General features: G+C 28.7%; 14 protein-coding genes and 3 pseudogenes. 2 read left to right on the forward strand and 15 right to left on the reverse strand.

The window, feature by feature from the left end; genetic code table 11:
• Positions 1 to 85: 85 nt before the first annotated feature.
• The 3 genes and pseudogenes from NST10_RS06580 to NST10_RS06590 form a co-directional block, all read right to left on the reverse strand.
• Positions 86 to 259 (reverse strand): hypothetical protein, encoded by a 174-nt coding sequence (locus NST10_RS06580; RefSeq protein WP_000713115.1) that lies wholly within the window; start codon positions 257 to 259, stop codon positions 86 to 88.
• Between the two features lie 553 nt (positions 260 to 812).
• Positions 813 to 1,101: pseudogene (locus NST10_RS06585) on the reverse strand (protein rep); the annotation flags it as partial.
• A gap of 19 nt (positions 1,102 to 1,120) precedes the next feature.
• Positions 1,121 to 2,072 (reverse strand): annotated as a pseudogene (locus NST10_RS06590) (replication initiator protein A).
• A gap of 286 nt (positions 2,073 to 2,358) precedes the next feature.
• On the opposite strand from NST10_RS06590, the pseudogene NST10_RS06595 reads away from it, so the two are divergent.
• Positions 2,359 to 3,101: pseudogene (locus tag NST10_RS06595) on the forward strand (DUF536 domain-containing protein).
• Between the two features lie 549 nt (positions 3,102 to 3,650).
• Positions 3,651 to 3,746: a type I toxin-antitoxin system Fst family toxin gene (locus tag NST10_RS06600; protein ID WP_001002795.1), complete on the forward strand. Its 96-nt coding sequence runs from the start codon at positions 3,651 to 3,653 to the stop codon at positions 3,744 to 3,746.
• A gap of 214 nt (positions 3,747 to 3,960) precedes the next feature.
• Here the strand turns inward: NST10_RS06600 and NST10_RS06605 are convergent, their stop codons facing one another.
• The 12 genes from NST10_RS06605 to arsR form a co-directional block, all read right to left on the reverse strand.
• Entirely contained in the window at positions 3,961 to 4,302 is a 342-nt protein-coding gene (locus NST10_RS06605) for a helix-turn-helix transcriptional regulator (protein ID WP_000761344.1), read from the reverse strand.
• 86 nt (positions 4,303 to 4,388) lie between these two features.
• Positions 4,389 to 5,249 (reverse strand): replication initiation protein, encoded by an 861-nt coding sequence (locus NST10_RS06610; RefSeq protein ID WP_000145511.1) that lies wholly within the window; start codon positions 5,247 to 5,249, stop codon positions 4,389 to 4,391.
• Between the two features lie 364 nt (positions 5,250 to 5,613).
• Positions 5,614 to 6,114, reverse strand: coding sequence for a hypothetical protein (locus NST10_RS06615; RefSeq protein WP_000273007.1), 501 nt, complete (start codon positions 6,112 to 6,114; stop codon positions 5,614 to 5,616).
• Positions 6,115 to 6,180: 66 nt separating this feature from the next.
• Positions 6,181 to 6,507 carry a plasmid recombination protein gene (locus tag NST10_RS06620; RefSeq protein WP_001582045.1) on the reverse strand — a complete coding sequence of 109 codons (327 nt, stop codon included), beginning with the start codon at positions 6,505 to 6,507 and terminating at the stop codon, positions 6,181 to 6,183.
• The gene (locus NST10_RS06625) at positions 6,447 to 6,824 is read right to left on the reverse strand and encodes a plasmid recombination protein (RefSeq protein WP_001643491.1); all 378 of its coding nucleotides are present in this window, start codon (positions 6,822 to 6,824) and stop codon (positions 6,447 to 6,449) included. Before NST10_RS06625 ends, NST10_RS06620 begins: the two co-directional genes overlap by 61 nt.
• Before the next feature lie 237 nt (positions 6,825 to 7,061).
• Entirely contained in the window at positions 7,062 to 7,688 is a 627-nt protein-coding gene (locus NST10_RS06630) for an ABC transporter ATP-binding protein (protein ID WP_000593106.1), read from the reverse strand.
• 11 nt (positions 7,689 to 7,699) lie between these two features.
• Entirely contained in the window at positions 7,700 to 8,011 is a 312-nt protein-coding gene (locus NST10_RS06635; protein WP_000831610.1) for a YxeA family protein, read from the reverse strand.
• A 3-nt stretch (positions 8,012 to 8,014) separates the two neighbouring features.
• Entirely contained in the window at positions 8,015 to 9,949 is a 1,935-nt protein-coding gene (locus tag NST10_RS06640; RefSeq protein ID WP_000713732.1) for a bacteriocin-associated integral membrane family protein, read from the reverse strand.
• A gap of 74 nt (positions 9,950 to 10,023) precedes the next feature.
• Positions 10,024 to 10,317 (reverse strand): lactococcin 972 family bacteriocin, encoded by a 294-nt coding sequence (locus NST10_RS06645; RefSeq protein ID WP_000726502.1) that lies wholly within the window; start codon positions 10,315 to 10,317, stop codon positions 10,024 to 10,026.
• 379 nt (positions 10,318 to 10,696) lie between these two features.
• A complete protein-coding gene (locus tag NST10_RS06650; RefSeq protein ID WP_000358995.1) occupies positions 10,697 to 11,092 on the reverse strand; it encodes a thioredoxin-dependent arsenate reductase in 396 nt (131 codons plus the stop codon).
• Between the two features lie 17 nt (positions 11,093 to 11,109).
• The gene (arsB, locus tag NST10_RS06655) at positions 11,110 to 12,402 is read right to left on the reverse strand and encodes an arsenite efflux transporter membrane subunit ArsB (RefSeq protein ID WP_001834181.1); all 1,293 of its coding nucleotides are present in this window, start codon (positions 12,400 to 12,402) and stop codon (positions 11,110 to 11,112) included.
• On the reverse strand, positions 12,399 to 12,713 hold the full coding sequence (gene arsR, locus NST10_RS06660) for an As(III)-sensing metalloregulatory transcriptional repressor ArsR (protein ID WP_000120605.1): 315 nt from the start codon (positions 12,711 to 12,713) through the stop codon (positions 12,399 to 12,401). Before arsR ends, arsB begins: the two co-directional genes overlap by 4 nt.
• Positions 12,714 to 12,742: the final 29 nt, after the last annotated feature.

Consider the following 12,742-nt stretch of genomic DNA (forward strand, 5'->3'; position numbering starts at 1 on the left):
GCTTATGCTATGCCGACATTCGTCTTCAATTTTGGTTAAGGGTTCTTCTCAATATCAATAAATTTTCTCGGCATAAATGCGTTTCCTACTTCTTTTTCTCCTTATCCCCCTCTAATCCTAAAAAAACGAGTGTAAAAACCAATGAATAAATAAAACTTTCTAAAAAGACAAAAGAACCGTCAAATAAAATCGAATTAACAAAATTAAAACTTAAAAACACAGTTAATAAACAAACAAAAAACATAAAAAACTTTTTCATAATAGACTCCTCCAATTTTTTAACAAACTTTATCACAAGACTTACTAAAATAATGAATGCCCCTATTTTGAATTTTAAAGGGGGATTTTAAAGATTAAAAGATAAATCGCGTAGTTTTCTATCTAAAACTTATATAAGCTCTTAAAACGAAAATACGAGCCAAATAAATATATGGTAATTTCACAAACAAAAATTTCAGCAAAACCAGTGACTAATTTTTTAACACTGCCCATTTACATGCAAATTAAAAATGAGCATAAAATTCTTTAAAACTTTCCCATGTTTTTCTAAATTCCTGCAGGGCGTTTTTTATCAAAAATCGATAAATTTCAATTTTTCTCTAAAAACTCCGTAAGAGCATAAGGGAAATTTGTCCCCATCAATGAATGGGGGATCTGGCAAAGCCAGATATTTCAAGGCTTCGAAAATGTTTTTGTGTGAGGTCATAAAAAGCTGTAGTGTCACACTTTTGTGACACTACATACAGCATTTGTCACAAAAATAAGACAGCACTTTTTTACAGAAAAACAATAAAAAAAGACATCAGTTATCACTAATGTCTTAAATAATAATTTTGCTTTTCGAAATTCCAAATTGCGGTAATTGAATGTGCTTTTTTTCTTCGTCTGTCGTTTTATCTTCATCACTTGTATTAATCAAATTACCATCTTCGGCATCGTCTAAGTTTAAAATTTTATGCTTTTGTTTAAGCAATCCACCATAACTTAACATACGTTTTCGATACAAACCTTTTTCTAAATCACTTACAATTTCTTGATTTTTTCGTCGTCATCAGTTAAAAAGTCAGATGATTTAACGGAATATTTTGATGTCTCTTCGAGTGTTATAAAATCATTTGAATTATTGATTAAAGATATTATATTGTTTCATGTTTTTACGGCGCATATAAAGGGCATGTGTTTCTTCAAGTTCAGTTAGAATTGTTTGCATTAAATAAGCTTGCATTGACTTTATTGTTTCCTTTTGGCCTTTAACTCCCCTATCATGTATAGCTTTTTTAAGTCTTTTTAAAGAAGTTAATATTTCATCCTCAATGTCCTCTAACATGTAATGCATATCTTCATGCCTTGAATTAAATGATTTTTTTGCTTTAAGAATAACAGCCTTTATGATTTCTAAATCTCTATAATCATATTTTAATAAATAATTAGTTAGTTGTTCTGGGAATTCTTGCAATAGCATTTCTTTATCATCAAAATTATGTGTAAATTGATTTGAATGATTACTAATTTCATTTTTGTACTTTATATCATTCAAGTCATTCATATCATTATTCTCAGTATCATTAAAGTCAATGTCATTAAAGTCAGTATCATTAGTGTTCGATTTTCGAACTTCTGGACGTTCGATTTTCGAACTTCTGGACGTTCGATTTTCGAACTTCCTTCTCGCCGTAAAGTTCAACATCGTTTTCTTCTTTTTCTATTTTGTAAATATCACGTTCTGTGACAATAGGTTTCATTAAATATAGAATATTTGGTTTATTTAAACCACGTCGTTTTTGAATGAGTAGACCATCGTTTTCTAACCCTTTTTTTATTTTTGTTAACTTTTCTTTTTTACAATTTAAGATTTCCATTAGCTTTTCATTTGAATAAACAAAGTAAATGTTACCATCTTCATCAACCCAGTTATTTTTAATAGATAAATTTAAGCGATCACGTAAGATAGCATAGGCTATTTTCATATCATTAGTTAGATTTTTATAATTTTCACTGGTAAAGAATACTTTAGGGATTTGATAAAATCTTTCTTTATAATTTTCTTGCACTGTAAAATATTGATTTTGCATGACAAAAAACCTCTTTCCATATTTTAGTTTGGTAAGAGGTAATAAAACGTTTTTATTTAGCTTTACATTTATTTAATGATTTAGGTGCTTGCACTAAGATATTATTCATTATATAATACAAGTATCGAAAATTATATAAATAAACAGTTTCTAAACGTTTTATTACCAAACCCCGACTATTACCAGTAGTTGGGGTTTTTGTTATATTAAGTTTATTATAGCACTTTAAATAAACTTATAAAAGGGAAAATATAGTTTTATCAAGGGTTTATAAAGGGTTGATGATATGAAAAGTGTGAAAAAGTTGAGTGAAGAATTAGGGGTTAGTAAGCAAACGATTTTTAATAATATTAAGCGATTGAATATAGAGACAATAAAACAGGAAAACACTTCGTTTATTAAAGAAGATACCGATATAGAAAAAATCATTCAAAGAGTAAATGAAAATAAAAAGAAATATGGTTTTGAAAGTACTACTGAAGACAAACAAAAAAAGGGTCGGATAATATTAATTTTGAATCGAAAAGCGATGCTCAAATAGTAGAAATCCTTAAAAATCAGATTGATACTTTAAATAATCAAATTGAAAAACAAGAAAGTCGTCATGAAACAACAATTGAATTTTACAGAAAAGAGTTGCAATAAAGATCAAAATTGCTTGAAAATCAGCAAGTTCTGGCATTAGAGAGTAATAAAAAGATTCAAAAATTAGAAAATCAATTAGAAAAAGAAAAACACCTTAATTATCCCTTTGATACATCTACTAACACTAGACAAAACGTTGATGCACAAGAAAAAACATATACTACTAATCCTGTAAATATTAACAGAGATCAGGAAGAAACCAAAGAAACAGAGATTCAATATAAGGATATATCTGGAAGTCAAAGCGACGAAAGTACACAAGGTGAAGAAGCAAAAAGAGAAGACGTTCCAGCTAATCTAAATGACAATGATAGTGATATAGAAGAAAAGAGTGAAGAAACGGAACCTAAAAAGGGGTTTTGGAGTCGTTTGTTTGGTAGCTAAAATAATTGATTAGGCACTAAAAGTTATAAAATTTTAGTGTCTTTTATATAGTGAGAACTTCTGGTAATCATCGATTATGTTAACCAAACAAAAAGCCATAAATGCCGTCATATAGGCATTTATGGCTTTTTACTTTCATTATCTTTTATGCATCTTTTATACATCGTTGATTTGACGCGTTTTCATTCTTTTGCATTGGCAAGTATTTTGTATCTTTATTCAGTTACTATTTCTTTTCTCCAACCTAACAAACCATCTTTAACTCTAATAATATGTTTGCCACGCCAGGCACTTCTTACTTCGAAATAATACCATTCCCCGTTTTTGTTGAGGAAATAAATATCTTGATAACCTTCTTTAATGACATATTTTGTAGCTTCTTATCTTTGATCGCCAAACATTATCAATCCCACCCTTATATTTATTTATCTTTAATATATAACAACATTTATTAATATTCATGTTATTTCATGGAAGAAGAGATTTGTTATAATGTGAAGGTCGTCTATCTCTCAGACGTCAATTCGGCGTAGAGAGGAGGTGCGATTTATGAATGAAATTCTTGTTCACATCATGACAACGGCAATCAGTGGTTGTCTCGTTACGTTATTTGGTTATTGGCTCCATAAACGTGATAAAAAATAATATAGACGATTAAAGCCAATTCACCAAAAAACCCCGAACTACGGCGAATAGTTCGGGGTTTGGTGCGTTTACAAACGAAATTCTTGTTACTTTTAGTATATATTTCATATTGCCTTTTGTAAACTCTTCTATTCTTATCAATACATTTCAAGGTGTCGTAAAAATACTTTCCTTTTTCATATTGCCTGATGTGCATTAAATTTTGATTTTAAAATCAACCCATGAACGAATGAATGGCCCAAACTAAAAATCCGGCAACAGGAAAGAAAAGCCACCAAAAATCATAAAGAAAATCAACTATGGAAGGTGCCCTGTTACTCTCTCTATAATTTCCCTCTAAAATAACTTTTTTAAAACGTGCATCTCCTTTAATTAAATGCTCTAAAGAGATTCCAAATAAATCGCTCATAGCAATCAAAATATCTAAGGAAGGATAGTTTTTGGCACTTTCCCATTTAGAAACACTTTGTCTGGAAACCTTTAATATATTGGCTAATTCCTCTTGAGACCATCTTTTTAATTCTCTCTGTTCTTTTATAGCTTCAGCTAATTTCATAAAATCACTCCTTAACTCAAACTATAATTAAAATAATTGAAAAGTCACGATACTTTTAGTTAACCAACTCGCAACGAAAAGTTGCGTTATTCCCAATTCAGTTCAAGTTGTTTTAAAAAATCCTCTCGTTCTTTCTCTAATTGTGGGTCGTAATCTTTTTGAGGTTGCTTTTCATATGACCGTTCTTCTAACCATTTAGGCGTCTTTTCACGCCTCACATATTGTCTTGATTTATCTATCTTGGACATTTGAGGTTGTCGTTTGTTATGAATGCGTTTCTCAGCGTCAAATGTGAACTCTATCCATTCAATTTTACGCCCTTTTTTCGCTTTGATTTTATTGATAGTAAGATTATTAAATATAGAACCTAATTCAATAATAATAGGTTTAAAAACATTTTTGTTAATATCAGTCATACGATAAGATTTAGGTATATCTAAACGATTTTTAAAATCATCGATGTGAATTTTTAAATAGCCTGTATGTTTGTATTGTTTAAGTAATCTAAACATATTTTTAGAATATGTAGATTTAAGCCTAGTCATTTCTTTTAATTCAAATTTTGTAAAATTATTAGTAATTGAATTCAATATGTGTTTTAAATTTGAAGAAGTTGATATTTCTAGATATTGTTCTCGCTTATGGATTCTATAATGATTGAATAAAACGAATCTTTCTATTACATCATCATCTTCATATCTAATGGTTAAATTCAACATCTTTTTATACACATTATCTAAATCATTAGCAAATCTATTAATATTACGTGTTTCTGGACTATAATTACTTAATTTTTTTAATTCATCAAAAGACAAACGTAATGTATTAGTATCTTGCTCTTTTAATTTATTACACATCGCAAAAAATAAATTAATTTCAGTAGCTGTAAATCGCCTTAATGGAACTAAATTCATTTCATTTTTATATACAACTGTCTCTCCTGTCATGATACAGCCCCCCCTTTATTACGAACCTAAAGGAGTATCGTTTGAATATACACTCCCATTTGAAAACTTTTATTCACAATAAACTACTTTATTATCAATGTCAAACCATAAAAGGAGTACAACTTTTTAAAACACTCCTTTTATGTGGCAAAAACACTCCTTCAGGCATTGAAATCCCTTGTTGCTCTAGGTCTGAACAAGCCCCTAAAAAGGTTTTTAAAAAGATTTATAAAAATATATTAAAAAGTTAGAGGGGGGCTACCTATTTTTCATCCTAAAAAATAATTAACCTCAAACAAATGCATTTAAATATCTATTTTTATAATGTATAACCATCTTCTCTATCTTCTTTAAAAATGATTTCTCATTCTTGTGCTTGATATTTCTTCTTAAAGAACTGTTCATCATTGTTATCTATCGTCATTACTTCACGTATTTTAGAATTGTCTAAATGATTATCAATATGATTTATTAGCGTATGATAACGCTCTTCTTTCATCATACTTTTAATGATTTTAAAAACTTGATTGAATAACTTAAGCGTATAATTTAGTTCTTTATCTTTCTTTTCATTCTCTGACAACAAATAATTATAACGTTGTGCTAAATCATTAAATTCTTCAACCAGCTTTTCATTTTCCATATGGACACTAGTCAATTCATTAACTAAACTTTCATTTTGTTTCTCTGATTTTTTTAATGACTTCCCACTTTTAATCCATTCATAATCATCTAATATCATCTGTGCTGCTTTAATTTGTTTAGTGTATTTTTCAAAATAAGTTTTAGTAATTACAATATTGCCTGTTTCTTGCTTCTCTTTATGAAACCATCCACCTACATTTTTAGTTTTAATTTCATACATGACACTCAGAAGCTTTTTAAGCGTATCTAATGATTTTTGGTAGTTTTATATCAATTTATCATTTTCTCACTTTAAATGATCCTCTATTTGCTTCTCGCGCATATACATTTGTTTATGATATTCTGTTTTTTGTTTATAGCCGCTAACTTGATCATGTTTTTCTTTTGTAAGTTGTCTAGAAATTCCTCGTTTTAAATCATAGCCTTGCTTATTAATATACGTATTGAATCTATCTTGGAATTCGGTTAATGCTTTTTTATTACCTACAACTTCTTTCGCACTTAAACGTCCATCTTTAGTAATAGGAATTACGCCATAATGCATATGTGGTGTTATCTCATCCATATGTACTGTCGCATATAAAAGATTTTCTTTACCGTATTCTTCTTCCAAGAACGCTTTAGCATGCTTAAAAAACTATTTTGTCTCTTCTTCAGATAATTGATTAAAAACACATTATCTGATGTAATTAATCCATCAATATGTTTAATGGCATCTGTTCTAATTTTGCGTTTCCCTTTATAATTTTTTTCGATTTTCTCATCAATTTTTTTATTAAAATCAAACTTAGTATCATTGACTAAATCATAGTTTAAATATGACTTACTTAAATCAATATCTATATTTTCATAATTTTTATTTTCTCTTTGAATACCTCTTGTATTTGTTTTTGATTTCACTTTAACAACTCGAATAATTGAATAAGACATAATAAATCAACTTCCACTGCATATGATTATAACACCTAAACACAGAAAAGTTTTAACATACTAGACTTATTAAAAACCAAATAAGTCATTAAAAACGTGTGCTCTGCGAGGCTTGTTTTTTGTCATCACAAAAAAGGACTGGAAAATCCAGTCCTTAAATTAAAAAACTCAAAAGTAATGACTAATCATATTTCATATTGTTTTTTCTCTATGTATGGCTATACCTATCAATATTTCTTAACTTCTAAGCTCAGAAATATTGACTATGACATCAAATCGTTTCGCAAGCTCTAAATCATGCGTTACGACAATCATAGTTTTATTTTCATCAAGTAGCTTCAATAATAAATCAATAACTATTTTTCCATTTTTCGTATCTAGTGATCCAGTAGGTTCATCAGCTAAAATGATTTTCGGATCTTTTAATATTAATCTTGCCAATGCTACTCTTTGTTGTTCACCACCGCTTAGAGAACTAACAATTCTCTTGATATCTAAATCTAGGCCGACCTTTTTTAATACTTCTTTCTTTAAGTTCATATTATCTTTTTTATTCTTTTTGAACTTTAGGGCTAAACCTAAATTTTGACTGATTGTTTGATTTTCAAGTAAAGCAAAATTTTGAAACAAATACCCTAACGTATATCTATAAAAATCGACTTTCTTTTTTAGTAACTTATCTTCAATATATATGCTTCCTTGTGATACATCTTCGAACCCGGCGATTATGTTAAGTAAAGTAGATTTTCCAGCGCCACTTTCTCCAACTAAAGCATATGATTTTCCTTTTTCAAAATTAAAGTTACATCCGTCTAAAATGTTTTTATTACCTTTTTTTACAAAAACATTTTCAAGTTTTATCACTATCGGTCACCTCATTTTAAAAAGCTAGGAATATCTTTTGTAATGTATTCTATCGAACGCACATATTTCCCTTTATGATTTACTTTCACATATTCTTTTGTAGGATCATAACCTAAAAAATCCAATTTATAACTCTTTTTTTCTCCATTTTTAGAGTATACAGTTATATTTCTATAGTCCTGGGTATCTTTTGGAACTTTGGCATAAGATACTTTTTCTTTTAACAGTGGGTTAAAACGATCTAAATGCTCATTTCTAACCAATAACAGACTAAGTATGATGATTAATAGTACAATTGTTACAATAATTAAAGTTCTTTTCATTGTTTAAATCTCCCTCATTAAATCTTTAAAGTATTTTTCAAGATATTTAATATAAGCAATTTGAAGTAAATGTTGAATAATAGCAATAGACATTATTATGAATAGTAATATCTTTGAACCAAATAAAATATGCGTAGTGTAAGCTAACATAATAGAAAGTAAAATAGAAATTGTTAAATAACGTACATTACTGCTGAATAATGAATAACCATGAATTTTTCTTAATAATAGTTGCTTTTTATTCCAGCTAAAATATTGAATTGTTTCAAATACAGTAGCTATCAAAAGAATGAAAACGTTAATAATAATAGTAACTATTGTTATTATCATTTTTGTTTTCGTTTCATTTAATTCATTTAACACAGAATCCTTGTAATTAGTTATACCGCTAATTTCTTCTTCTAGGTGATTATCTTTAAGCAACTGTTTAAGTGTATCTAAATCTTTAAATAGATATCCACCTTGAGAAACAGCAGCTAAATAAAAATCTCCTGTTAAATCGTCAGGTGTCAACAACATTACTATTGGAGAATCTAGATATCCAAATTTCAAATTAGTTGTGCGATCAAAAGAAAAAACAGATACGTTTTTTGACAGTACTTGCACATCTACTTTTTTGTTTTGTTGCTTTTGAAAGTCAATCCATCCTTGGTGATTTTTTTGAATTTCAGATTTTTGATATTGTAACCTTGGAGGAATAAACACGTTTATTTTATCCGAATGATTGACAATCATTTTAAAATCATGATTTATATTTTTATAGAAATTCAGAAAATTGTTATTGATAAAAAAGACATTGCCATTTTCAGGAATGTAATTGTTTTTATCGGGATTGGCTATATTATTATTCTTTAAAAGCAATCCACCAAGTTGTTCGCTTTTCTTAATTAAATTGTATATATTAGTTTCTAAAATTTGTTTTTCTTCTGAATTTCTAATATTAGGAGAAATCTCTAATGTATAGTAATTATCTAACTTTTGCCAGATTTTTTCAGAGTCATATATATTCTTTAACTTCGTATAAGCATTTAAATTTTGTGCCAGTAAAAAAGATAGTATTAGCACCATGATACATTTGGTGAAGGTACCCATAAATATTGAAAACTTATATCCTTTTTTCCCTTTTAAGGTTAATGGAATACTTAACTTCAAAAGAAGACTATACGAAATCAGCCACAACAATGTAGTAATACAAGCAAAAACAAAAAGCAACACGATAAATCTACGAATAAACATTAAGAAATCCAATTCTAAATTGGCTATATGAATGATTAATATATTAGCAATAAAGAAAATAGTGGTAAGTACTAGCCAATAAATGATTTTTATATGAATATTATGAAAAATAATGCGTGTAGTTGAAAAGCCATGTAGCTTTTGAATAGCATAAAATTTCAAATTATATCCTCTGTCATATAAGAAGTACAAAAGATATAATACGCCTAAGAATATGAAAGGCACTAATAAATCATTATCTATGACTAATTCAAAAAATAATATGTTTCTATTTATGTATTCAACTTCAGATGTTAAACCAGCTTTTTTTAATTCACTCGTAAGCTCTTCTACATTGAAATGTTCACCAATAATATAATACTTTCCTTTTATCTCTCTGTTTAATAAATCTGATGGAGTTAAAAGTGATGTTTTATTACGTATAAAGTCAGAATTATTTCGTTTTGAGTTGAAAACAAAAAATTCTTTTTTATTATCAAAATCTTTAACGGATTTAATTATTTGTATATTTTGATTTTTGGCGCCTGATTCAATGACATCTAACACTTTTGATTTACTGTTAGATTTATCCCAATTAGAGATTGTTAAAATATTGGAACTTTCAGGTATAATTTCTTCATTTTCTTTGAAGAAAAATAAAAATAATAGCCCTGAAATTAATAATAAAGTACTAAAATCTAAAAATAATTTGAATTTTTTCATATTGCCTCTTTCAAGAGAATAGACAGAATTAAGTTTACTTAATTCTGTCTATTCTCCTTAATTAATATATGTAATTAGTGAAGACTATAAAATGTTTTGTTTCCACCCCAAGCCTTTGGAGCAGATGCCTTAGATTGAACACCAGGTCGAGCAACACCACTAAAAGATGAATATTTCCCTACTGCTGTTGAACCATGATTTCTTTTATTGTGACTATAATAAGACCATACGTAATGTTTTCCAATACCATGGCTCCAAACACCACCAGCTACATGTACTGTTGCAGCTTCAGCTTTATAAGTTACACCTAATAAAGTGCCGAATAAGATTGTACTAGCAATACAACTAGAAACAAATTTCTTTTTCATAAAAACACCTCCATTTAATATTCTTTATTTATTATAGCAAAAATAAATAAAATAGAGAATGAGTAAAAATAATCTAAAAGTGTTTTTTTGCTCTGTTGCTTGTTTTGTTCATCTATATATAATATTAATTCTATTATCCTTAAATTAACTATCATTAAACAACGATATGACAATGTATAATAAATACAATTTCACTACCTATAATTCAACATTATGTAAACTAAAGTATTTCAAATAATTAACTGTATTAATACTCTCATCATGATTGCGTTATAAACGTTCGTTAATGAGAAAAAGAGAGGGCATATTGTATATGGCACAAATTTTGTTCTTTAAATGGCAAAACACCTCTTATTAACTAAATAAGAGGTGTTTATGATTATCTCAATTTAAACTTTTCTATAGCTAATTTAATCTCGTCTCTAACACGTTGGAATTCTGACCATTCTTTACCTGCTGGATCATCAAAACCCCAATGCTCTTTTTTAACGTTTGGTGGTAAAATAGGACAATTATTGTCTGCATCACTACATAACGTTACGACCAAATCTGATTGTTTTAAAATATCATTATCAATCAAGTCTGACGTATGGTTTGATATATCAATATCTACTTCTTTCATAGCTTCTATTGCTTTAGGATTAACACCATGTGTTTCAATACCAGCAGAATAGACATTCCAACCTTCACCCAATATTTCCTTTCCCCAACCTTCAGCCATTTGGCTACGACAAGAGTTTCCTGTACATATAAAATAAATTGTTTTCTTATCCATAATTAAAGCCCCTTTTCTTAAAATATGATTAGTGTAAGGTATAAACCTAAGAGTGTTACAAATAGGACTGGAATAGTGATGATAATTCCAGTTTTAAAGTATGTTCCCCACGAAATCTTCACACCTTTTTGTGTTAAGACATGTAGCCACAATAATGTTGCTAAAGAACCAATTGGCGTAATTTTAGGTCCTAAATCAGAACCTATGACATTCGCATAAACCATGCCTTCTTTTAATATTCCTGTAGCACTGGATTGGCCAATCGCTATTGCATCTATTAAAACAGTTGGCATGTTGTTCATAATCGAAGATAAGAAAGCAGCTATAAAGCCGATACCCATGATGCTGCTAAATAACCCATAATTTGAAATGTTTGTTAAAACATCCCCAAGGACCGTTGTAATACCTACATTTTTTAGTCCAAACACAACAAGATACATACCAATAGAGAATACAACGATATTCCATGGTGCACCTTTAATCACTTGTTTTGTATGAACTGCTTTAGATTTACGAGCTAATATTACAAAGATAAAAGCAATAATACCAGCAATAATTGATACAGGAATTTGGATAAACTCGCTAACAAGATATCCAACGAGTAGTACTGCTAATACTATCCATGAAAGCTTAAATAACTTAGAATCTTTAATTGCACTTTTAGGATCTGATAGATTTTCTGTATCGAACGTTTTAGGTATGGATTTTCTGAAATATAACCATAAAACGAGAATACTAGCAATCAGAGAGAATATATTAGGAATGATCATTCGGCTAAAATATTCAATAAATCCAATATCGAAGTAATCTGCAGAAACGATATTAACTAAGTTACTTACAATTAAGGGAAGTGATGTAGTATCAGCAATAAAACCACTGGCAATAATAAAGGGGAAAATCACTTTTTGATTAAATCCTAGATTCCTTACCATCGCTAATACAATAGGCGTTAAGATTAAAGCTGCACCATCATTTGCGAAAAATGCTGCTACAATTGCTCCAAGTAACATAATAAAAACAAACATTTTTAAGCCATTACCGTTTGAAGCCTTGACCATATGTATCGCAGACCATTCAAAAAAACCAATTTCATCTAATATTAATGAAATAAGAATAACAGCCACAAAAGTTAAAGTTGCATTCCAAACAATACCTGTTACTTCTAATACATCAGAAAGACTTACGACTCCTGTAATGATAGCAACAACAGCTCCAATTAAAGCTGTAATACCAATATCTAAACCTTTTGGTTGCCAAATCACAAAGGTTAAAGTTAAAAGAAAAATTACAATTGCTAAAATAGTCATCAACAGTCACCTGATTCCACATTTTTACATACACATCTTTGATTAGATGTATTAATGATGTTCAAGTTTTGGATAATATCATCTAAAATAGCATGATTAAGTTGATACCAATGTTTATTACCGTCTTTTCGTGTTGTAACTAATTCATTATCTACTAATGACTTCATATGATGACTTAGTGTAGGTTGTGAGAATTGAAAGTGTTCTAATAAGTCACAAGCGCATAGCTCACCACAAGAAAGTAAATCTAATATTTCTAACCTACTTGAATCTGATAAAATTTTTAATATTGTTGATAGTTCTTTATAAGACATGAATAAACCTCCTAGACATTAAATAGATT

The organism is Staphylococcus sp. FSL W8-0305, assembly GCF_037966415.1.
GTDB lineage: Bacteria > Bacillota > Bacilli > Staphylococcales > Staphylococcaceae > Staphylococcus > Staphylococcus aureus.

Excerpts from the sequence above, each read along its gene's own strand:
- NST10_RS06635 (WP_000831610.1), bottom strand. The coding sequence starts at position 8,011 with ATGAAAAGAACTTTAATTATTGTAACAATTGTACTATTAATCATCATA.
- NST10_RS06645 (WP_000726502.1), bottom strand. The coding sequence starts at position 10,317 with ATGAAAAAGAAATTTGTTTCTAGTTGTATTGCTAGTACAATCTTATTC.
- NST10_RS06625 (WP_001643491.1), bottom strand. The coding sequence starts at position 6,824 with ATGTCTTATTCAATTATTCGAGTTGTTAAAGTGAAATCAAAAACAAAT.
- NST10_RS06600 (WP_001002795.1), top strand. The coding sequence starts at position 3,651 with ATGAATGAAATTCTTGTTCACATCATGACAACGGCAATCAGTGGTTGT.
- NST10_RS06615 (WP_000273007.1), bottom strand. The coding sequence starts at position 6,114 with ATGTATGAAATTAAAACTAAAAATGTAGGTGGATGGTTTCATAAAGAG.
- NST10_RS06610 (WP_000145511.1), bottom strand. The coding sequence starts at position 5,249 with ATGACAGGAGAGACAGTTGTATATAAAAATGAAATGAATTTAGTTCCA.
- NST10_RS06605 (WP_000761344.1), bottom strand. The coding sequence starts at position 4,302 with ATGAAATTAGCTGAAGCTATAAAAGAACAGAGAGAATTAAAAAGATGG.
- NST10_RS06640 (WP_000713732.1), bottom strand. The coding sequence starts at position 9,949 with ATGAAAAAATTCAAATTATTTTTAGATTTTAGTACTTTATTATTAATT.
- arsR (WP_000120605.1), bottom strand. The coding sequence starts at position 12,713 with ATGTCTTATAAAGAACTATCAACAATATTAAAAATTTTATCAGATTCA.
- NST10_RS06650 (WP_000358995.1), bottom strand. The coding sequence starts at position 11,092 with ATGGATAAGAAAACAATTTATTTTATATGTACAGGAAACTCTTGTCGT.
- NST10_RS06580 (WP_000713115.1), bottom strand. The coding sequence starts at position 259 with ATGAAAAAGTTTTTTATGTTTTTTGTTTGTTTATTAACTGTGTTTTTA.